The sequence below is a fragment of the Trinickia dabaoshanensis genome (genome assembly GCF_002879885.1).
Lineage (GTDB): Bacteria > Pseudomonadota > Gammaproteobacteria > Burkholderiales > Burkholderiaceae > Trinickia > Trinickia dabaoshanensis.
The window spans coordinates 17,030-36,434 of record NZ_PNYA01000039.1; the positions used below are offsets into that span (position 1 = coordinate 17,030).

At 66.8% G+C, this 19,405-nt stretch carries 18 protein-coding genes; 9 read left to right on the forward strand and 9 right to left on the reverse strand.

Annotation, left to right across the window (positions count from 1 at the left end):
• Positions 1–111: 111 nt before the first annotated feature.
• The 3 genes from cobT to cobC are packed head-to-tail and all read left to right on the forward strand — an operon-like array spanning position 112 to position 2,575.
• Positions 112–1,167 carry a nicotinate-nucleotide--dimethylbenzimidazole phosphoribosyltransferase gene (cobT, locus tag C0Z18_RS29775; RefSeq protein ID WP_102649041.1) on the forward strand — a complete coding sequence of 352 codons (1,056 nt, stop codon included), beginning with the start codon at positions 112–114 and terminating at the stop codon, positions 1,165–1,167.
• Positions 1,164–1,994: an adenosylcobinamide-GDP ribazoletransferase gene (locus C0Z18_RS29780; RefSeq protein WP_102649042.1), complete on the forward strand. Its 831-nt coding sequence runs from the start codon at positions 1,164–1,166 to the stop codon at positions 1,992–1,994. The genes cobT and C0Z18_RS29780 overlap by 4 nt, the downstream gene beginning before the upstream one ends.
• Complete coding sequence (gene cobC / locus C0Z18_RS29785; RefSeq protein ID WP_102649043.1) at positions 1,979–2,575, forward strand: alpha-ribazole phosphatase; 597 nt, start codon at positions 1,979–1,981, stop codon at positions 2,573–2,575. Before C0Z18_RS29780 ends, cobC begins: the two co-directional genes overlap by 16 nt.
• 26 nt (positions 2,576–2,601) lie before the next feature.
• Here cobC and C0Z18_RS29790 read toward each other — a convergent pair whose 3' ends face one another.
• From C0Z18_RS29790 to C0Z18_RS29800, 3 genes are all read right to left on the reverse strand, one after another.
• Positions 2,602–3,555 carry a cobalamin-binding protein gene (locus C0Z18_RS29790; protein ID WP_102649044.1) on the reverse strand — a complete coding sequence of 318 codons (954 nt, stop codon included), beginning with the start codon at positions 3,553–3,555 and terminating at the stop codon, positions 2,602–2,604.
• Positions 3,552–4,124 (reverse strand): bifunctional adenosylcobinamide kinase/adenosylcobinamide-phosphate guanylyltransferase, encoded by a 573-nt coding sequence (gene cobU / locus C0Z18_RS29795; RefSeq protein ID WP_102649045.1) that lies wholly within the window; start codon positions 4,122–4,124, stop codon positions 3,552–3,554. The genes C0Z18_RS29790 and cobU overlap by 4 nt, the downstream gene beginning before the upstream one ends.
• Before the next feature lie 109 nt (positions 4,125–4,233).
• A complete protein-coding gene (locus tag C0Z18_RS29800; protein WP_102649046.1) occupies positions 4,234–4,653 on the reverse strand; it encodes a PaaI family thioesterase in 420 nt (139 codons plus the stop codon).
• A gap of 157 nt (positions 4,654–4,810) precedes the next feature.
• On the opposite strand from C0Z18_RS29800, the gene C0Z18_RS29805 reads away from it, so the two are divergent.
• Complete coding sequence (locus C0Z18_RS29805; protein WP_102649047.1) at positions 4,811–5,434, forward strand: ParA family protein; 624 nt, start codon at positions 4,811–4,813, stop codon at positions 5,432–5,434.
• Positions 5,435–5,452: 18 nt separating this feature from the next.
• On the opposite strand, the gene panD is transcribed toward C0Z18_RS29805, so the two are convergent.
• The 4 genes from panD to C0Z18_RS29825 all read right to left on the reverse strand — a co-directional run bounded on the left by panD (position 5,453) and on the right by C0Z18_RS29825 (position 7,888).
• Complete coding sequence (gene panD, locus C0Z18_RS29810; RefSeq protein WP_102649082.1) at positions 5,453–5,839, reverse strand: aspartate 1-decarboxylase; 387 nt, start codon at positions 5,837–5,839, stop codon at positions 5,453–5,455.
• Positions 5,840–5,867: 28 nt separating this feature from the next.
• A complete protein-coding gene (gene panC, locus C0Z18_RS29815) occupies positions 5,868–6,701 on the reverse strand; it encodes a pantoate--beta-alanine ligase (protein WP_102649048.1) in 834 nt (277 codons plus the stop codon).
• A 126-nt stretch (positions 6,702–6,827) separates the two neighbouring features.
• Positions 6,828–7,697, reverse strand: coding sequence for a segregation and condensation protein A (locus tag C0Z18_RS29820; protein ID WP_102649049.1), 870 nt, complete (start codon positions 7,695–7,697; stop codon positions 6,828–6,830).
• Between the two features lie 2 nt (positions 7,698–7,699).
• Entirely contained in the window at positions 7,700–7,888 is a 189-nt protein-coding gene (locus C0Z18_RS29825; RefSeq protein WP_102649083.1) for a DUF3460 family protein, read from the reverse strand.
• Between the two features lie 271 nt (positions 7,889–8,159).
• Here C0Z18_RS29825 and C0Z18_RS29830 point away from each other — a divergent pair, with 271 nt between their 5' ends.
• The 3 genes from C0Z18_RS29830 (at position 8,160) to C0Z18_RS29840 (ending at position 14,734) form a co-directional block, all read left to right on the forward strand.
• Entirely contained in the window at positions 8,160–9,965 is a 1,806-nt protein-coding gene (locus C0Z18_RS29830) for an autotransporter assembly complex protein TamA (RefSeq protein ID WP_408647162.1), read from the forward strand.
• A gap of 36 nt (positions 9,966–10,001) precedes the next feature.
• Entirely contained in the window at positions 10,002–14,057 is a 4,056-nt protein-coding gene (locus tag C0Z18_RS29835; RefSeq protein ID WP_102649051.1) for a translocation/assembly module TamB domain-containing protein, read from the forward strand.
• Between the two features lie 92 nt (positions 14,058–14,149).
• Entirely contained in the window at positions 14,150–14,734 is a 585-nt protein-coding gene (locus C0Z18_RS29840; protein ID WP_102649052.1) for a hypothetical protein, read from the forward strand.
• A gap of 49 nt (positions 14,735–14,783) precedes the next feature.
• Here C0Z18_RS29840 and metG read toward each other — a convergent pair whose 3' ends face one another.
• Positions 14,784–16,928, reverse strand: coding sequence for a methionine--tRNA ligase (gene metG / locus C0Z18_RS29845; RefSeq protein ID WP_102649053.1), 2,145 nt, complete (start codon positions 16,926–16,928; stop codon positions 14,784–14,786).
• Here metG and C0Z18_RS29850 point away from each other — a divergent pair.
• A complete protein-coding gene (locus C0Z18_RS29850; protein ID WP_146014129.1) occupies positions 16,927–17,277 on the forward strand; it encodes a hypothetical protein in 351 nt (116 codons plus the stop codon). The two genes, metG and C0Z18_RS29850, sit on opposite strands and share 2 nt — an antisense overlap.
• An 88-nt stretch (positions 17,278–17,365) precedes the next feature.
• On the opposite strand, the gene C0Z18_RS29855 is transcribed toward C0Z18_RS29850, so the two are convergent.
• Positions 17,366–18,013, reverse strand: coding sequence for an OmpA family protein (locus tag C0Z18_RS29855; RefSeq protein ID WP_102649055.1), 648 nt, complete (start codon positions 18,011–18,013; stop codon positions 17,366–17,368).
• A 297-nt stretch (positions 18,014–18,310) separates the two neighbouring features.
• Here C0Z18_RS29855 and apbC point away from each other — a divergent pair, with 297 nt between their 5' ends.
• Positions 18,311–19,399 (forward strand): iron-sulfur cluster carrier protein ApbC, encoded by a 1,089-nt coding sequence (gene apbC / locus C0Z18_RS29860; protein ID WP_102649084.1) that lies wholly within the window; start codon positions 18,311–18,313, stop codon positions 19,397–19,399.
• Positions 19,400–19,405 lie beyond the last annotated feature (6 nt).

Genomic DNA, 19,405 nt, shown 5'->3' on the forward strand with positions numbered 1-19,405 from the left:
GCGGTTTTACCGAATTGAAGCGAACCCGCGCATGCGGGTATGGTGACACCTTTGCTGCTTGCGTTTGCCTCACCGGCCCGCGCATCGTCAGCCTTGAAATTTGAACCGAGTATGAACGCATCGCTCCCTTTGCCCATCGTCGAACCGCTCGATCGCTCGTTGCGCGGCACGCTCTCGCACATGATCGATAACAAGACGAAGCCGCTCGGCAGTCTCGGCATGCTCGAGACGCTCGCGCGCCAAATGGGCATGATCCAACAGAGCACGCGCCCCACCGTGGCGCGCCCGGCGATGATCGTATTCGCCGCCGACCACGGCATCGTGCAAGAGGGCGTCAGTCCCTACCCGCAAGAAGTCACGGCCCAGATGGTGGCGAACTTCCTGACCGGCGGCGCGGCCATCAACGCGATCAGCCGCGTGTCGGGGCTCACGCTCGAGGTCGTCAATGCCGGCGTGGCGACGTCGATCGCGCCGCTGCCGGGTCTCGTCGATATCGCGATTCGCCCCGGGACCCGCAACTTCGCCCACGGGCCCGCGATGACGCGCGACGAAGCGCTTGCGGCGATCCGCGCGGGCGCCGCGCGCGTCCGTCATCATGCGGCGCTCGGCACGAACGTGATCGGCTTCGGCGAGATGGGCATCGGCAATACGTCGTCCGCCGGCTGTCTGATGAGCCGCTTGTGCGGCGTGCCGATCGACGACTGCGTGGGTCGCGGCACCGGCCTCGACAATGCGGGCCTCGCGCGCAAGCGCAACGTGCTCGCGAACGCGCTGGCCACGCATGAGGGCGTCACCGAGCCGATCGATGTGCTGGCAACGTTCGGCGGCTTCGAAATCGCGATGATGGCCGGTGCATACTTGGCCGCCGCGGAAGCGAAGATGACGATACTCGTCGACGGATTCATCGCCACCTCCGCGCTCGTCGTCGCCGATGCTATTGCGCCGGCCGTGCGCGATTACTGCGTGTTCGCGCATCTGTCGAACGAAGCAGGCCACCGGCGCATGCTCGATTATTTCGGCGCGAAGCCGCTGCTCGCGCTCGATATGCGGCTCGGCGAAGGTACGGGCGCCGCGCTGGCGGTGCCGGTGTTGCGCGCGGCCGTGGCGATGCTCAGCGACATGGCGAGCTTCGAATCGGCCGGGGTGGCGGGCCCAGAGGCTCGATGAAAGACGAGCGCTCGGTCAGCGATCTAGCCGTTACATCCAACGCCGGCGCCGGCTCGCTCGCGCGCCGCGCATGGTGGCGCGTGCAACTGCGGTACGTCGTCGCGGCGCTCGGCTACTTCACGCGCATCCCGATTCCTCGCTCGGTCGCCCTCGATGCGGACGATCTCGCCGGGGCGGCGCGTTATTTCCCGCTCGTCGGGGCGCTCGTCGGCGGTTTCGGGGCGTTGATCTATCTCAGCGCACTCGCCGTATTTCCGGCGTCCGTCGCGGTGTTGCTGTCGATGATCGGCACGCTGCTCGCCACCGGTGCGTTGCACGAGGACGGTCTCGCCGATTGTTGCGACGGCTTCGGCGGCGCGGCGGGCCGCGAGGACGCGCTGCGTATCATGCGCGACCCGCGTCTCGGCGCGTTCGGCGCGATCGGGCTCATGATGGCGCTCGCGCTCAAGTGGCAGACGCTCGCCGCATTGCCTGCGTCCACCGCGGCGTGGACGATGGTGGGTGCTCACGCGGCGAGCCGCGCGCTGGCCGTGAGCTTTCTGGCCACGCACGAATACGCGCGCGAGCAGGGCAAGGCCAAGCCGGTCGCACAACGCATGTCCGCGCGTGCGCTCGCGTTTGCGCTGGCGCTCGGTCTCATCTGGCTCCTCCTACCGGATTGGCGAGCCGGCGCGCTCGGGCTCGCGGCGGCATCGGCGCTGCGCTTGTTGATGGGCCGGTATTTCACGCGCCGGCTCGGCGGGTACACCGGCGATTGCCTCGGTTTCGCCCAGCAAGGATTCGAACTCACGTTTTACTTGGCCGCACTCGCGTGGACCTCGTTCTGATCCGCCATCCCGCGCCGGCTATCGATGCCGGTGTCTGCTACGGCAGGACCGATGTGCCGTTGGCCGGCGACGCGGCCGAGTCGGCGCTTGCGCTCGCGGCGCGTCTCGCCGCGCTCGCCGTGCCGATGCCGGCATGCCTCTCGACCAGTCCGTTGCGCCGTTGCGCCGACGTTGCCGAGCGGCTCGCCGTGCTGCTCGGCAGCGCGTGCGACACCGACGCGCGGTTGCGGGAGATCGACTTCGGCGAATGGGAAGGGCAGCGCTGGGACGCGATCGATCGCGATGCGCTCGATGCGTGGGCCGCCGATCTACGCCATGCGCGCGCGCACGGCGGCGAAAGCGTGGCCCAATTCGAGGCGCGCGTCGATGCGTGGCTCGAGATGTGCCGCGGTGCCTCGTCCGCATCTGCCGCGAGCGTGCTTGCCGTCACGCACGCGGGCGTCATGCGGATGATCGCCGCTCGATTGCTCGGCGAGACGATCGAGACGACGTTGAAATGGCCGCTCGAGATGGCGGCTGTCGTTTGGCTGCGGCGCGACGAACCCGCGGGCGATTGGCGCCTCGTGCATTGGAACGTCTGAACGAGCCGTATCGATGAGGGACGTGCTCAGCGCGAGCGGTCGGGGGCGGTACCGGCGCTCGGCCGACGCGTGCGCGCCAGATCCAAATCGCGGCATAGCGCGTTGGCGCCTTGCGCGAGCCGCGGTCCGGGCCGCGTGATGAGGTCGCCGTCGATCGCGAACAAATTGCCGCGCGCAACCGCCGTCATACCGGGCCAAGCACGCCATGCCGCAAGGCTCGGCAGCGGCGCATCGGTCTTCGTCGCTCCGCTGCTCGAAGTCACGATCGCTTCCGGATCGGCTGCGACGACGGCTTCCGTCGAGACCGTCGGCACGAGCGGCGCTAGGTTCGCGAAGACATTGCGGCCGCCGCACAGCGCGATGACGTCGCTGATGATTTGCGCGCCGCTCAGTGTCATCAACGGATCGGCCCAGACTTCGTAAAACACGCTGACCGGCGGTTGTTGCGCGTAGCGCGCGCGCAGCGCGGCGATCTGGCCGCGATACTGGGCCGCGGCCGCTTGCGCCGCATCGCCGGTGCCCATCAGCGTTCCCAGGGCGATCAGGTCGGTCGCGACGTCATCGAGTTTGTGCGGCTCGCTGCGATACAGAGGGATGCCCAGCGCGCGCAGTCGATCGAGTTGGCGTTGGCTATTGCCGTGGCGCCAGACGATCACGAGGTCGGGCTTCAATGCGACGATGCGCTCTAGATCGAGGGTCGTGTTCGTACCCACGCGCGGCAGCGCTTTCGCGGCGCTCGGATAGTCGCTGTACGACACGGCACCGACGAGCTTGGCGCCGCCGCCGGCCGCATAGACGAGCTCGACCGCGTGCGGCGCGAGCGCCACGATGCGCTCGGCCGGCGCGGCGAGCGTGACGCGCTCGCCCGCGTCGTCGGTGACCGAGACCGAGGCCGCGGCAGGCCGGGCGCCTAGCAGCGCGAGCGCGCACGCGCAGCCAAGGGCGGCGGCGCGCCGCACGATTCGCGCACCCGCGCTCATCGCGCCCGCTCGCTTTTGACGGTCATCGGCAAGCCCGCCACCATCAGCGTAACCTCTTGGGCGATCGCCGCGACGCGCTGATTGAGCCGCCCCAGTTCGTCGACGTAATGACGCGTCATCGCGCCCATCGGCACGACGCCCATGCCGATCTCGTTGCTGACGACGATGACGGGGCCGCGCGCGCGCGAGAGTGCCGATTCGAGCGCGTCCGCCCGCGCCGCGTAGTCAACGCTCGGGGCGCCGCTCGGCGCTCCATCGGCCGGGCAAATGACGTTGGCGAGCCATAGCGTCAGACAGTCGAGCAGGATGCAGGTGCGGCCGTCGTCCGCTTCGACGACAGCTTGAGCCAGATCGACCCCCGCCTCGACCACGCGCCAATGCGCGGGCCGCCGGGCCCGATGCTGAGCGATGCGTGCCGCAAATTCGGCGTCGCCCGCCTCGCGTGCCGTGGCGATGTAAGTGACGGACAGGGCGCGTTCGGCGGCGCGCGCCTGCGCGAGCTGCTCGGCGTGGCGGCTCTTGCCGGAGCGGGCGCCGCCGAGCACGAAGGTAAGGTCGGGTGAAGTCATCGCGCGATTGTAGCCAGGCCGCGCGCCTCGCGCGACAGTAGCCGGCTACGAGAGCGCGAGAGGGCCGTGGTGAGCGCCGGTGTTCGACGCGCCGCACTTTACGTTCGCGCTAGGCCAGAATCATCTGCGTGCAACGAAACAGGGCGATCGTGTGTCCATCGGGATCGAATACGCTGGCGTCCCAGACGTGGGTGCTGCGGCCGAGGTGAACGGCGCTCGCGACGGCGCGCACCGTCCCCGCGCGGCACGTACCGAGAAAATTGCTTTTCAGCTCGACCGTCGTGAACCCGCGCGCATGTTCGGGCAAATGCGCCATGCAGGCATAGCCGCAGCAGGTATCGGCCAGGCCGATCACGGTGGCCGCGTGCAAATAGCCGTTCGGCGCCAGCAACTGCGGCCGGACGGCCAGCTTGCCCGTGAGCGTGCCTTGCCCCAGTGCGACGATGCGCACCCCTAGCAAATCGGGCAACGTGCCCTGCTGGTGCTCGTGGATGGTCTCGATCGTGTAATCGGGGCGTAGCGTCGACATCGAGAGAACCTCCTTGCGGCCGAATTTGCCGATATTATCGGGAGTCGCGATGCTTTTTGATAGCGTGACGGGCCGATACTCAAGCGTAACCGCAATCGGTCCGGCGGCGTGACCGGCTAACCGGCCGTATCGAGCGGCCTTCTACTCGGGAGTGTTCATGACGGTGATCGTGGTAGCGAACCCTAAGGGCGGCGTGGGTAAGAGCACGTTGTCGACGAACTTGGCGGGCGCCTTCGCGGCGAACGGCGAATGGGTGGCGCTGGCCGACCTCGATCGGCAGCAATCGTCGCACGGATGGCTGGCCCTGCGCCCGGAAGCCTTGCCGCCCATCGAAACCTGGCACGTCGATCCGGAAGCGCCGGCCAAGCCACCCAAGGGTTTGGAGCGCGCCGTCATCGATACGCCCGCGGGCTTGCACGGCGCGCGGCTTGCCGCCGCGCTCGAGTTGGCCGACAAGGTGATCGTCCCGTTGCAGCCGTCGATGTTCGACATCCTGGCCACGCAGCACTTTCTAGAGCGGCTGGCCAAGGAGAAGGCCGTGCGTAAAGGGATGATCGAGGTGGGGGTGGTCGGCATGCGCGTCGATGCGCGCACGCGTTCGGCGGAGCAATTGCATCGCTTCGTCGAAAGCCTCGAGCTGCCCGTGTTGAGCTTTTTGCGCGATACGCAGAACTACGTGCAACTCGCGGCGCACGGCTTGACGCTGTGGGACGTCCCGAAAAGCCGCGTGGAAAAAGACCTCGAACAGTGGGACCCGATCACGGCCTGGGTCACGAAGTGAGCCGCGGCCGGCAGGCGCTCAGCTCCAGCTTTGCACGGGCACGTGGCCGCGGCTGCCCTTGACCTTGTTTTGCTCGTCGACGAACACGAGCTTGGGCTCCCAGCCCGCCTTCAACTCGGCGTCCTCCACCATCGCGAACGCCGCGATGATGACGAGATCGCCGAGCTGAGCGCGCCGCGCCGCCGAGCCGTTCAGCGAGATCATGCCGCTGCCGCGCTCGCCGCGGATCGCGTACGTCGAGAAGCGTTCGCCGTTGTTGACGTTCCAGATATCGATGCGCTCGTTCTCCACGATGCCCGAGGCGTCGAGCAGATCTTCGTCGATGGCGCACGATCCTTCGTAATGAAGTTCGCAATGCGTCACGACGGCGCGGTGTATCTTCGATTTCAACATGTGTCGCTGCATGGTCGTTCCTTCGGACACCGAGGCGGCGTCAAATTTCAAGGTTATCGATGAGGCGCGTGGCGCCGAGCTTGGCCGCCGCCAGCACGACGAGCGGGGCATCGAGTTCGTGCGCGCCGGGCGCAACGAGATTCGAGCGCTTGCGCACGGCAATGTAATCGGGGGCCCAGCCGCGTGCCGCGAGGCTTTCGACCGCCTCGCGCTCGATCGCCGCGAAGTCGCGCCGGCCCGAGAGCACGGCGTCGCGCACGCGCGCGAGCGTCACGGCCAGCATCGGCGCCTCGGCGCGTTCGGTATCGGTCAAATAGCGGTTACGCGAACTGAGCGCGAGCCCGTCCGCGTCGCGCACCGTTTCCGCCGCCACGATGTCGGTCGGCAGCGCGAACTGCTGGCACATCTGCCGCACGATCATGAGCTGCTGGTAATCCTTCTTGCCGAAGACGGCCACGCGCGGCTGCACGCACGACATCAGCTTCATGACCACCGTGCACACGCCCGTGAAAAAGCCGGGGCGGAATTCGCCCTCGAGAATGTCGCCGAGGTCATGCGGCGGATGGACGCGGTACTCCTGCGGCTGCGGATACATGTCGCGCTCGGTCGGCGCGAACAGCACGTAGACGTTTTCCTTCTGCAGCTTTTCGATGTCGGCTTCGAGCGTGCGCGGGTATTTGTCGAAATCCTCGTTCGGGCCAAACTGCAGACGATTGACGAAGATGCTCGCGACGACGGGATCGCCGTGCTGGCGCGCGAGGCGCATCAGCGACAAATGTCCCTCGTGCAGGTTGCCCATCGTCGGGACGAATGCCGTACGGTTCTGGCCGCGCAATTGGTCGCGCAATTCCTGGATCGAGCTGATGACTTTCATGATCGTGCTTGACGGGCGCGCCGCCCCGCGAGTTGAAGGCGCGCCGATTGTAGTGGATTTGACGGCCACTGACATCGAAAAAAGACGGTCGTTCGATGAGCGGGGCGAGTGTGCGCGGCGCTCGCGCTAGGCGGGCAGATACGCGAGACGGACGTAAATCGGGGCGAACGGCTCGGGCTGCGTGATTTCGATCAACGATTCGCGCGCCAATTCGAGCATCGCGATGAAGTTCACGACGACGACCGGCACGCCGCGCGTGACGTCGAACAGTTCGGAGAATTCGACGAAGCGCGCGTTTTGCAGACGGCGCAAGATCATGCTCATGTGCTCGCGCACCGATAGCTCCTCGCGCGAGATCTTGTGATGCTGCACGAGCTTGGCGCGTTTGAGCACGTCGGACCAAGCCGCGCGCAGATCGTCCATCGCCACGTCGGGAAACCGCGGCGCCATGCTTTGCTCGATGTAGACTTCGGCGCGCAAAAAATCGCGCCCGAGCTGCGGCAGTTGGTCGAGCCGCTGTGCGGCGAGCTTCATGCGCTCGTATTCGAGCAAGCGCCGCACGAGTTCCGCCCGCGGATCCTCGGGCTCTTCGCCCGTATCGGCCTTCTTGACCGGCAGCAGCATGCGCGACTTGATCTCGATCAGCATCGCGGCCATCAGCAGGTACTCGGATGCCAATTCGAGGTTCGTCTTGCGCAACTGCTCCACGTAGCCGAGGTACTGCGCCGTCACGTCCGCCATCGGGATGTCGAGCACGTTGAAGTTCTGCTTGCGGATCAGGTAAAGCAACAGATCGAGCGGACCTTCGAACGTTTCGAGGAAGACCTCGAGCGCGTCGGGCGGGATGTACAGATCCTGCGGCAGCTTGAACAGCGGTTCGCCGTACAGGCGCGCGAACGCGATGCCGTCGACGGTGTCGGGCGTGGTGTCGGTTGCGGGTGCGGTCAGCGCCGCATCGGGCGCCCCCGTGCGCTGCCCTTCGTCGGCGGCGGCCACGTTTAGAAGTTCTGGTAGTACACGTACGGGGTTTGCTTCACGCGCGAGAGCTGCTGGGCCGAACGCTCGTCGAGGTCGATCGGCTGCTTGTCCCAAAGCAGCGCACGGCCGCGGCGCTGTTCGTCTTCCAACGTCGGTTTTTGATCCTTGAGCTGATTGATGAACTGCGTGATATCCGATTGATACAACATGATTCGGTCATCCTGAAAATAGGGACAGGGCGACAGACGTGCCGCCTCGAACAAACCGCGATTTTACCGCATGCCGCCGGGGCGGAACACCGCGGCGTCTTTCGGCGTCGAAGGCGGGCACGCGAATCGCTTCGTGCGGCGCGCGCCGTGCCGGCGATTGGGCGCAATACCGTTCGCTCCATGGCTCGATGCTCGGCGGTTATGGTCAAATGGTCGCTTTCGTCGGTGGTTTGCCCGAGGCCGGGCGTCGTTCAATCTGAGGAGGTCTTGTTTGCGGGGAGCCGTGATCGCTTCGTCTTGCGCCGCGCGGGGTTCGCGCCGCCGAACCGCGCAGCGCGCTCGGGCGCGGTGGCCGTCTCTCGTGTGCGGGTTCGCCATCGCATTGGCGTCGATGCCGGCGGCGGCCAAATACGACATCTCCATCGATGCCCCGCGCTCGATGCGCAAGCTCCTGGAAAAGCATCTCGATCTCGCTCGCTTCGCCGCGCGCAGCGACGTGACCGACGACCAGTTCGAATTCCTCGTGACGGCCGCGCCGCAGCAGGTGCGCGACCTGGCGGCGACCGACGGCTATTTTTCGCCGATCGTGCGCACCGACGTGCGCGCGGCCGGCGCGGGCAAACGAGCCGTGATCGTGCACGTCGATCCGGGGCCGCGCACGATGGTCTCCTCGGTCGAGCTGAGCTTCGACGGCCCCGTCCGAACCGAGGAGCCGACGCGCGAGAATGCCGCGCGCTTCGCGTTTTCGCTGCATACGGGCGACCCCTTCACGCAGGCGGGCTGGAGCGACGCGAAGGACGCCGCGCTCAAGGCCCTGCAGGCGCGCCGCTATCTCGGCGCCAAGATCGCTCACTCGCAAGCGCTGATCGATCCGCATACGCGGCAGGCCGCGCTCACGGTGGCGTTCGCGAGCGGACCGACCTTTACGCTCGGGCCGCTCGATGTATCGGGCGTGCGGCGCTACCCGGGGCGCATCGTCACGAACGTCAACCCGCTGGCGGTGGGCGAGGTCTACGACGCCGAGCGGATCGCCGAGCTGCAACGCCAGCTACAGAACACGCCGTATTACGCGAGCGTGGCGATCGACGTGGGCAGCGATGTCGCGCACCCCAACGACACGCCCATCCATGTGAAGGTGAGCGAGTATCCGTACAACAGCGTGCGCGGCGGCGTCGGCTATGCGACCGATACGGGCGCTCACGTGCAAGGCTCCTACACGTATCTCGATACCTTCGGTGCCGCCTGGCCGCTGTCCGTGCAGGGCCGGCTCGATCAGATTCAGCAGTATGGCCAGATCCAACTGTCGATGCCGCCGGGCCAGCGCGGCTGGGTCAACAGCGCGCTGGCTTCCTACACGAACACGCAGGTGTCCGGCACGCGCATCTATAGCGCGCGCGCCGGCTTGCAGCGGACGCGCACGGCGCAGTTCATCGACTACAACTATTCACTTCAGTACTACGCCGACCGGCTCGACCAAAACGCGGCAGGACCGACGACGAGCCACGCGCTCGTGCCGCAGTGGTCATGGACGCGCCGCAACGTCGACGATCCGCTGTTTCCGCGCAAGGGCAATCTTCTCCATGTCGAGACGGGCTTTGCGGTCAAAGGCATCGCGACGGATCAAACCTTCGTGCGCGGCTACGCCCGCGGCGAGCAGTACGTGCCGCTCTTCAAACGCGATCTGTTCCTGGTGCGGGCCGAGTTGGGCGGCGTGTTCACGAGCGGCAGCTCGAGCGGGATTCCGGCCTCGCTGCTGTTCCGCGCGGGCGGCTCGAACTCGGTGCGCGGCTACGGGTTTCAGAGCATCGGCAATTCCGTCGACGGTTCGGTGCTGCCGACGAAGTACCTCGTCACGGCCACGGCAGAGTTCCAGCATTGGTTCACGCACGATTGGGGCGCGGCCGCCTTCTACGACATCGGCACGGCAACGGATACCTGGGGCGAGCGCGTCTTCTATCCGGGCCTGGGCGTGGGCGTGCGCTGGCGCAGCCCGGTCGGCCCGATCAACGTCGATTTGGCGTACGGCACGCGCAATCACAGCGTACGGCCGTATCTGACGCTAGGCATCGCGTTCTGAGCCTAGGGGACTGGATAAACGTATGGACCACGACGCATGACGCACGAATCGCCGCCTACCACCGACGAGCCAGCCGACGGCGTTGCCGCAGCCGGGGCTGGCGGCGCGGGCGCGCCGGCGGGGCCGGGGCCGCGCGAGCCCGATGCGCCGCCGCCCGCACGGCGGGTGCTGCGCGCACTGATATGGACAGCGCTCGCGTTCCTATTGCTGGTCGCCGGCATCGCCGCCGCACTGTACGGCGCGATCGCCACCGAGCCCGGTACGCGGCTCGTTTGGCGGGCGGCCGTCGCGGCGACGGGCTCGCGGCTCGCGGGGACGTTCGAAGGCGGGACGCTCGCGCGCGGCGTGCGCTTGGCGAACGTGCGCTGGCACGAGCAGGCGGGGGCGGCCGGCGCACCGCCGACCGATATCCGCATCGATCGCTTGGCGGGACGCTGGGCGCTCACGCGCGCGCCGTGGCGCTTCACGGTGGACGAGCTGCGGGCGGGGACGATCGACGCCCGGCTCGGGCCCTCGAAAAGCACGGCGCCGCTGCGGCTGCCGGCGCAGTTGCGCTTGCCGATCGAATTGGACCTGCGCGCGCTGGCAGTCGACAAGCTGCTCGTGCGCAACGGCGCGGCGACGACCGAGATCGATCGGTTACGCGCGCACGGACGCAGCGACGGCCTGCACCACACGCTGTCGATCGACGGGCTCGACACGGCCTACGGGGCGCTGGCGGCGCAGCTTTCGCTCGGCGGGGCGCGCCCGTTCCCGCTCGCGGGCACGCTGAGCGCATCGGGTGCGCCGGGCGGCACGCCGGTCGAACTGCAAGCGCGCCTATCCGGTACGCTCGAAGCGCTGGCTGCCGATGTGACGGCCAGCGGGATGAAGCTCGCCGGACGCGCCCATGTCGAAGCCATGCCGTTCGCGGCCGTGCCGCTAAAGCGAGCGACGATCGCGTTCGATCACGTCGACCCGCGCGTACTCAGCGCGGGCGCGCCGCAGGCCGATCTCTCGCTGAAGGCGACGCTCGCGCCGGTGCCCGGCGCCGGGCCGCTCGTGGTCGCGGGGCCCATCGCGATCGTCAACGCCAAGCCCGGGTTGCTCGACGAGCAGCGCTTGCCGCTCGTCCAAGCAAGCGCCGACGTGCATCTAGACGCGCGCGAGCAGCGGCTCGACCATTTGGCGGTGCAACTCGTACGCGGCGCGACGCTCACGGGAAGCGGGACCTTCGCGGGCGGGCGCGGACAGCTGAATCTGAGCGTTCGCGCGCTCGACTTGGCGACGATCACGCCGTACGCGCGATCGACGTCGCTGTCCGGGCCCATCGCGGTCACCCTCGACGGGCCGGCGCAGTCGCTGTCGCTCGACCTGGCCGATGCGGGCGCGCGTCTTCGCGCACGGGCGCATGTGGCGTTCGAACGCGGCCGCATCGCGCTGCACGAGGTGCGCATCGATGCGGGCGACGGCCGTCTCGAACTGAAAGGCGCATTGGCGCACGACGCATCGTCGAGCTACGACCTCGGCGCGGTGCTGACGAACTTCGATCCGCGGCGGGTGCTCGCGGCCGAGTTGCCGGCGGTGCATTCTGCGGGGGCCGCTTCCGCGAAAGCGGCGCGCGCGCCGTCGAAGTTGCCCGAAGCGCGTGTAACGGGGCGTTTGAGCGCCGTAGGCACGCTCGCCCAGCCGCTCTCGACGAAACTGCGCTTCGAACTCGGCGACAGCGTCTACGACGGCTTTCCGCTGACGGGCCAAGGCACGGTCCAACTCGTGGGGGCGCGCTTGCTGCCGAGCGACGCCACGCTATCGATCGCGGGCAACGACGTCGCACTGCATGGCAGCTTCGGCGGCCCGGGCGACCGGCTGCGTTTTCACGTGGATGCGCAGCGGCTCGACCGGCTCGGCTTCGGGGTGGCGGGCACGGTGCTCGCGGACGGTGACTTGACCGGCTCGTTGGCCCATCCCGATGTGACGCTGCGCTACGATGCCCGCGGGGTGTCGATCGGCGCGAACCGTATCGGCACGGCAACCGGTAGCGCGCGGGTTCGCGACGGCGCGACCGGGGCACTCGAATTCACGACGGACGCGCGCGACGTCCATGCGGGCCCCGTCGATTTGACGACGCTGGCCGCTCATGTGACGGGCACGCGCGGGAAGCACGCGTTCGACGCGCAGGCGAAGGGATCGGTGCGCGGCCGGCCCATCGACATGGCGCTTGCCGGCACGGGGGCATTGACCGACACGCGCACCGGCCCGCGCTGGGACGGCGTGCTCGCGCGCTTGACCAACCGCGGCTTGCCCGGCCTCGAATTGCAGGCGCCGGTGGCCGTGTCGGCCGCTAGCGAGCACGTGACGCTGGGGCCGACGCGGCTGACCGTCGAGGGGGCGACACTCGATATCAAGTCGCTCGCCTACGACCATGGGGCGATCCGTTCGGCCGGCAGCGCGTCGAATCTGTCGATCGCGCGGCTCATCGCGGTCCGCCAAATGCTGACGGGTCAGCCCTCGCGCGTATCGAGCGATCTCGTGCTCGCGGCCGATTGGGACTTTACGCTCGGCCGCACGGCGAGCGGGTATGCGCGGATCGAACGCCGTAGCGGCGATGCGACGCTTTCGACGGGCTACGGCACCGCTTCGTTCGGCGTCACGGCCCTCGCGGCGCGCGTCGAACTGAACGGCGCACGCGCGGTGGCGTCGGTGCATGCGGCGGCCAATCGCGTCGGCACGCTCGATGCGAACGTCGGCGTGGGGCTCACCCCCGATCCGGCGCGAGGCGGCTTGCTCGGCCTCGCCGACGATGCGCCCTTGACCGGCAAGCTCGCGCTGGACGTTCCGGCGTTGAAGGCGACGGGCGGGCTGTTCGGCCCGAGCTACGTTCTGGACGGCCACCTCGCGCTCAACCTCGTCGCGGGCGGGACCAAAGCGAAGCCGGCGATCTCGGGCGCCCTCGTCGGCGACGATCTCTCGGCGACGCTCGTCGACCAAGGGATTCAGTTGAAAGACGGTATCGTGCGCGTCGCGCTGACCGAGAATCTCGTGGATTTGCAACGCGTCGAATTCCACGGCGGCGAGGGGACGATCCGCGCCACCGGGCGAATCCGGCTCGATAGCGCCGAGCCCGATCTGACGGCGAGCATCGTGGCCGACAAGCTCGAACTGTTCGCGGCGCCCGATCGCCAGCTCTCGCTGTCCGGTAGCGCGACGGTCGCGAACGGCGGCGCGGCCGGCGGACTCGACATCAACGGCAAATTCACCGTCGATCATGCGCTGTTCGATTTGCCGGAGCAGAGCGCGCCGCGCCTGTCGGACGACGTCGTGATCGTGCGGGACCACGGTTTCGTCCGGGGCTCGCCGCAGCCGGCCGAGCCGACCAACAAGCCCGTCGGCCGTTTCGCTCCGCGTGCGAGCGTGGACATCGATTTGGGGCGCGACTTCCGTTTCCGCGGCCAAGGCGCCGATCTCGGGTTGCGCGGCACGGTGACTGTGCTCTCCGCGCCGAATCAACCGCTGCGCGCGATCGGCAACGTGCGGGTGACCGAAGGCTCGACCTATACCTCCTTCGGCCGCAAGCTTGCGATCGAAAACGGCTATTTCACGTTCAACGGTCCGGTAGCGAATCCCGGCGTCAACATTCTCGCGATGCGCCGCAATCAGGAGGTGGAAGCCGGTGTGCAAGTGACGGGCACGGTGCGTACACACATCGTGAAGCTGGTCTCCGAACCGAACGTCGCCGACAACGAAAAGCTCTCGTGGCTGTTGTTCGGCCATGGCACGGACCAGGGCAACAACCTCAGTCAGCAAAGCTCGATGACGACCGCGCTCGCGTTGCTCGGCAGCGCGACGGGCAAACGCGTGGCGCAAACGTTCGGGCTCGACGAGTTCTCGGTCGGGCGCAGCGACGTCGGGCTAACGGATTCGCAAGTCGTCATGCTTTCGAAGGCGATCAACGATCGGCTCGTGCTCGGCTACGAGCAGGGGCTTCAATCGGCCAGCAATGCGTTCAAGGCGACGGTGAACCTCTCGCGCTTCTGGTCGGTGCTCGTTTATACCGGCACCTTCCAAGGCGTGGATGTCAACTACACCCGCCGCTTCGACCGATGGCGGCGGTAAGGGCCGTTTGGAACAATTGCGAAAAATGCCCATGCGCGAGGGATGCGTAACGTGGTCTGATTTGCGCTCGATTCACTCGAAGGAGTTGTGCAATGACGACCGTATCCATGTGGCGCTGGCCGGTATCGGAGGTGAAGCTCGGCAAGGGCGGTTCGCTGGTGGAGGATCGGGGCGTACTGCGAAAGGCGATCAAGAACAGCCGGGGCTGGTTTCAGCTCTCCGAGACCGGCGAGGGCCGCAAGCCGCTCGTCGTCATCGGTAGCCGTTCGCAAGTGCTCGCTTTTTTCCGGACTCACGCCGCGAGCGGCATCGAGAACACGGTGGCCGAACTACCGCATATCTACATGGGGATCTCACGTTACGCGCCGGCGGAGCGGTATCGCAAGGTCACGCCCTACAACGACACGGCACTGACCGTTGCGAGTACGGCGACGTGGACGGCTGCCGGGCCGTCCATGCAAAACGCGGGCAATTTCGCGTCGGTTATCGGGACATTGCAGGAGTACGTACGCAAGGTATTGCGGCCGGGGATCAAGGAGTCGTCCTCGGAGTCGGAGGCGATTTGCGTGAGGTTCAGTTGCTTGCCCGGGCCCGGTATGCGCCCGGTGGGCCGCCGCACGCTGGCGTTCGGCGCCTACGGGGACGGCGCGGGAGTGGAAGCGCTCTTCGCCCAATGATGCGGGCAAACTGGCGAGCGCGCCAAGCGCGCCCGCCGGCCCGCGTCGCTTAGCGTACGCGCATGCCGGGCTTCGCGCCGCTATGCGGCTCGAGGATGTAGAGGCCCGGCTCGGCCTTCTCGTTCGCGCTCGACGCCGCGAGCACCATCCCCTCGGACATGCCGAACTTCATTTTGCGCGGTGCGAGATTGGCGACCATCACGGTCAGCTTGCCCACGAGATCCTCGGGGCGATAGGCCGACTTGATGCCCGAGAAGACGTTGCGCGTTTTTTCCTCGCCCACCTCGAGCGTCAGTTGCAAGAGCTTGTCCGAGCCTTCGACGGCCTTGCAATCGACGATCAGCGCGACGCGCAAATCGATCTTGGCGAAATCGTCGATCGAGATCGTTTCGCTTTGCGCTTCGGCCGCGGGGGCGGCCGCCTTCTGCTTCGTCTTGCTCGCGGCGTCGGCGGCGGCAGCGGCGGCACCCGTTTCGGCCGCTTGCAACGAGCCGCGATTGGCGGCGACGAGCGCTTCGATCTGCTTGGCGTCGATGCGGGTCATCAAATGCTGATACGCGTTGATCGGCTGGGCCGACGAGAGCGGCGTACCGGCATCGGCCCAGGTAAGCGGGGCGACGCCGAGGAACGCTTCCACCTTGGCGGCGAGCGCCGGCAACACGGGCTTGAGCGCGATCGAGAGCAAGCGGAACGCTTCGAGGCTCACGCTGACCGTTTCGTGCAGCAAAGCGGCATTGGCCGGATCCTTCGCTTGATCCCACGGCTTGGCCGCATCGACATAGGCGTTCACGGCGTCGGCCGACTCCATCGTCTGCCGGACGGCTCGGCTGTATTCGCGCGCTTCGAAGTGCGCCGCGATTTGCGGGATCGCCGCGCGCAGCGTCGCGAGCAGCGGATGGTGCATCGCGCTGTCTTGCACGCGGCCGTCGAAGCGCTTGATCAAAAAGCCCGCCGCGCGGCTCGCGATATTCACGTACTTGCCCACCACGTCGCTGTTTACGCGGGCGAGGAAGTCGTCGAGATTCAGATCGAGATCTTCCATCGTCGCGTTCAGCTTCGCGGCGAAGTAGTAGCGCAGCCACTCGGGATTCAGGCCGGTTTCGATATAGCTGTTCGCCGTGATGAACGTGCCGCGCGATTTCGACATCTTCGCGCCGTCCACGGTCAGGAAGCCGTGTGCGAACACGTTCGTCGGCGTACGGTAGCCGGCGAATTCGAGCATGGCCGGCCAGAACAGCGTATGGAAATACAGAATGTCCTTACCGATGAAATGGTATTGCTCCGTACCGGTGCCGGGCTTGATCCATTCTTCGAAATCGAGGCCGCGCTTGGCCGCGAGATTCTTGAAACTCGCGTAGTACCCCACCGGCGCGTCGAGCCAGACGTAGAAGTACTTGCCGGGCGCGCCGGGAATCTCGAAGCCGAAGTAGGGGGCGTCGCGCGAGATGTCCCAATCGCCGAGCTTCGCTTCGCCGGCTTCGCCGAGCCATTCGCGCATCTTGTTCGTGGCCTCGGGCTGTGCCAGTTTGCTCACCCATTCGCGCAGGAAGTTCTCGCAGCGCGTATCGGACAGCCGGAAGAAGTAGTGCGTGGACTTGCGGCGCACGGGCGTCGCGCCCGAAATCGCCGAATACGGGTTGACGAGATCGGTCGGCTGGTAGGTCGAGCCGCATACCTCGCAGCTATCGCCGTATTGGTCCTTCGCGCCGCACTTCGGGCATTCGCCCTTGATGAAGCGGTCCGGCAGGAACATTTCCTTGACGGGGTCGTACGCCTGCTCGATCTCGCGCGCGTCGATGAAGCCCGCTTGCTCAAGCTTGCCGTAGATCGTCTCGCACAGCGTCTTGTTTTCTTCCGAATCGGTCGTGTAGTAGTTGTCGAACGAAATCAGGAAGTTGCCGAGGTCGCGCGTGTGCTCGCGCCAGACGCGCTCGATCAGTTGCTTGGGCGTAATGCCTTCCTTCTCGGCGCTCAGCATGATCGGCGTGCCGTGCGTATCGTCGGCGCCGACGTAGTAGACCTCATGCCCGTGCATTCGCATTGCGCGCACCCAGACGTCCGTCTGGATGAACTCGACCAGGTGGCCGAGGTGGATCTGTCCGTTCGCGTAGGGCAAAGCGGACGTCACGAGAATGCGGCGGCGGGCGGCGCCCGTGCCGGCTTGCGCGGCTAAATGAGGGGCGGATACGGTCATGTGCGTATGGGAAGGTGTGCTGCTTGAGGGAAAGCGACGATTTTACCAGGCACGGATGCCGGCGCTCATCGAGGCGAACCGGCCCTGCGCGTCGGAAACGCCGCGGGAACCCGAGGATGTGCGCCGAATTTCCGCCGGCATGGGCCGCGACGCGCCACGAGTTAAGAAATTTCCGGCGCCGCCGGGCGGCGGTAGGCAAAAAAAACCGGGGCGTTCGGCCCCGGAGCAACAACGACAAGAGGAGAATGGTGACGCAGCGGCGTTGGCCAGCCACGTACCGAATATACAGACAAGCGAATTGCCGGCGAGTTCGAAAAATTTTTTCGGAACGTTTACCGCCGGCTTCTAGGCCGCTTCCGTCACGGTTTTCGCTTCACCCGGGCGTGCGTTGCCGCACCGGCCCGGGCGGGCAGTCCCTTCTTTCGTTCGGCCGCTGCTCAGCCCGGCTGCGCCATGGCGCGCAGGTAGATCTCGACCCGGCGGTTTTGCTCCCGGCCGGCCGCTGTGTTGTTGTCCCCGATCGGATTGCTCGAGCCGAAACCCTGCGCCTCCAAACGGTTCGGCTGCACGCCGTGCTGCGTCAGATACGTCGCCACGCTTTGGGCCCGGTTGACCGACAGCGTCTGGTTATGCCCGGCGCTGCCCGTGCTGTCCGTGTACCCGCGGATTTGCGCGACCACCTGCGGGTTTTGATTCATCTGCGTGGCCAGCTCGTTCAGCGTCGCGTACAACTGCGGGTTGATCTGGTAGCTGTCGGTGGCGAACGTCACGTTGCTCGGAATGTTCAGCTTGAGCGAGCCGTCCGGCTGCTCGGTGATTTGGGTGCCGGTACCCTTGGAGGCGCCCGAGAGCTTGTTGTGAATGGTCTGCCAGTTGTAGCCCGTTACGCCCCCGGCCAAGGCGCCGACGCCGGCGCCGATCGCGGCACCCTTGCCGCCGCCGGCCAGCGCGCCGATCCCGGCGCCGAGCGCGGCCCCGATCCCGGTACCGGTGGCCGTATTGGTTTGCTGCTGCGTGGCGCAGCCGGCGAGTATCGAGCCGGCAATGGCCAAAACGGTGAGACGGGTGACGATTTTTGCGTTCATGTTGGTGTCCTCTCTCGAAAACGGTCGCGCGCGCGATGCGGCGACGAAACCGGCAAGCGGGCCCCCACCTTTACCGAGGCGAGGCGCGCGCCCCCGCTAACCACTACAATAGTGCCTACGAGTGCTGATCGGCACTGCGTTTGCTTGCCGCTGGGCGAAATTGCCCGTTGGCTTGCGCTTTGGCAATGGTGCGCAACACTTTCTTTCACTTTTCCGCGGTTTGGCCACGTGTTCCAAGCGCATCGCGCTTGCGTGCGCGCGTGGCGCCGCGTGCATCCTCCCCTTGGAGTCGAATCGATGAGCATTGATCGGGCCTTGGTCGACGCCGCACTTGCGGCCGTCACCGATCCGAACACGGGCAAGCCCGTGACAAGCGGCAAGGGCGTCAAAAGCGTCGCGATCGACGGCGCCGCCGTGAGCGTCGAGATCGTGCTCGGCTATCCCGCGAAGAGCCAATTCGACACGTTGCGCTCGCTCGTCGAAGCGGCCCTTTCGAAGGTGCCGGGCGTCGAGCGCGCCCAGGTCACGGTGTCGCAGTCGATCGTCGCGCATACGGTACAGCCGGGCGTCAAACTCCTGCCGAACGTGAAGAACATCGTGGCGGTGGCCTCGGGCAAGGGCGGCGTCGGCAAGAGTACGACGGCCGTGAACCTGGCGCTTGCGCTCGCGAGCGAAGGCGCGGCCGTCGGCATCTTGGATGCCGACATCTACGGTCCGTCGCTGCCGATGATGCTCGGTATCGAAGGCCGGCCCGAGTCGCCCGACGGGCAATCGATGAACCCGATGAAAGGCCATGGCGTGGAGGCCAATTCGATCGGCTTTCTCGTCGATCAAGACAATCCGATGGTCTGGCGCGGCCCGATGGCCACGTCGGCGCTCGAGCAGTTGCTGCGTCAAACGCGCTGGGGCGAGCTCGATTACCTGATCGTCGATATGCCGCCCGGCACCGGCGACATCCAGCTCACGCTCGCGCAGCGCGTGCCCCTCACGGGCGCGGTCATCGTCACGACGCCGCAGGACATCGCGCTGATCGACGCCAAGAAGGGGCTCAAGATGTTCGAGAAGGTCGGCGTGCCGATTCTCGGGTTGGTCGAGAACATGAGCATCCACATCTGCTCGAACTGCGGGCACGCCGAACATATCTTCGGCGAGGGCGGCGGCGAGCGGATGGCCAAGGAATACGGGGCCGAGTTGCTGGGCAGCCTGCCGCTCGATATCGGCATTCGCGAGCAGGCGGACGGCGGTCATCCGAGCGTCGTGGCCGATCCGCTGAGCCCCATCGCCGAAAGCTACCGTGCGATTGCCCGCAAGGTCGCGATCCGCATCGCCGAGCGCGCCCGTGACATGAGCGCGAAGTTCCCGACCATCGTCGTTCAGGACACGTGAAAGCGC

What these genes read in the sequence shown, in the direction of transcription:
- panD (WP_102649082.1), bottom strand. Translation starts at nt 5,839, where the DNA reads ATGCAGCGACACATGTTGAAATCGAAGATACACCGCGCCGTCGTGACG.
- C0Z18_RS29825 (WP_102649083.1), bottom strand. Translation starts at nt 7,888, where the DNA reads ATGTTGTATCAATCGGATATCACGCAGTTCATCAATCAGCTCAAGGAT.
- cobT (WP_102649041.1), top strand. Translation starts at nt 112, where the DNA reads ATGAACGCATCGCTCCCTTTGCCCATCGTCGAACCGCTCGATCGCTCG.
- metG (WP_102649053.1), bottom strand. Translation starts at nt 16,928, where the DNA reads ATGACCGTATCCGCCCCTCATTTAGCCGCGCAAGCCGGCACGGGCGCC.
- apbC (WP_102649084.1), top strand. Translation starts at nt 18,311, where the DNA reads ATGAGCATTGATCGGGCCTTGGTCGACGCCGCACTTGCGGCCGTCACC.
- panC (WP_102649048.1), bottom strand. Translation starts at nt 6,701, where the DNA reads ATGAAAGTCATCAGCTCGATCCAGGAATTGCGCGACCAATTGCGCGGC.
- C0Z18_RS29805 (WP_102649047.1), top strand. Translation starts at nt 4,811, where the DNA reads ATGACGGTGATCGTGGTAGCGAACCCTAAGGGCGGCGTGGGTAAGAGC.
- C0Z18_RS29800 (WP_102649046.1), bottom strand. Translation starts at nt 4,653, where the DNA reads ATGTCGACGCTACGCCCCGATTACACGATCGAGACCATCCACGAGCAC.
- C0Z18_RS29790 (WP_102649044.1), bottom strand. Translation starts at nt 3,555, where the DNA reads ATGAGCGCGGGTGCGCGAATCGTGCGGCGCGCCGCCGCCCTTGGCTGC.
- C0Z18_RS29850 (WP_146014129.1), top strand. Translation starts at nt 16,927, where the DNA reads ATGTGCGTATGGGAAGGTGTGCTGCTTGAGGGAAAGCGACGATTTTAC.
- cobU (WP_102649045.1), bottom strand. Translation starts at nt 4,124, where the DNA reads ATGACTTCACCCGACCTTACCTTCGTGCTCGGCGGCGCCCGCTCCGGC.
- C0Z18_RS29840 (WP_102649052.1), top strand. Translation starts at nt 14,150, where the DNA reads ATGACGACCGTATCCATGTGGCGCTGGCCGGTATCGGAGGTGAAGCTC.
- C0Z18_RS29780 (WP_102649042.1), top strand. Translation starts at nt 1,164, where the DNA reads ATGAAAGACGAGCGCTCGGTCAGCGATCTAGCCGTTACATCCAACGCC.
- C0Z18_RS29835 (WP_102649051.1), top strand. Translation starts at nt 10,002, where the DNA reads ATGACGCACGAATCGCCGCCTACCACCGACGAGCCAGCCGACGGCGTT.
- C0Z18_RS29855 (WP_102649055.1), bottom strand. Translation starts at nt 18,013, where the DNA reads ATGAACGCAAAAATCGTCACCCGTCTCACCGTTTTGGCCATTGCCGGC.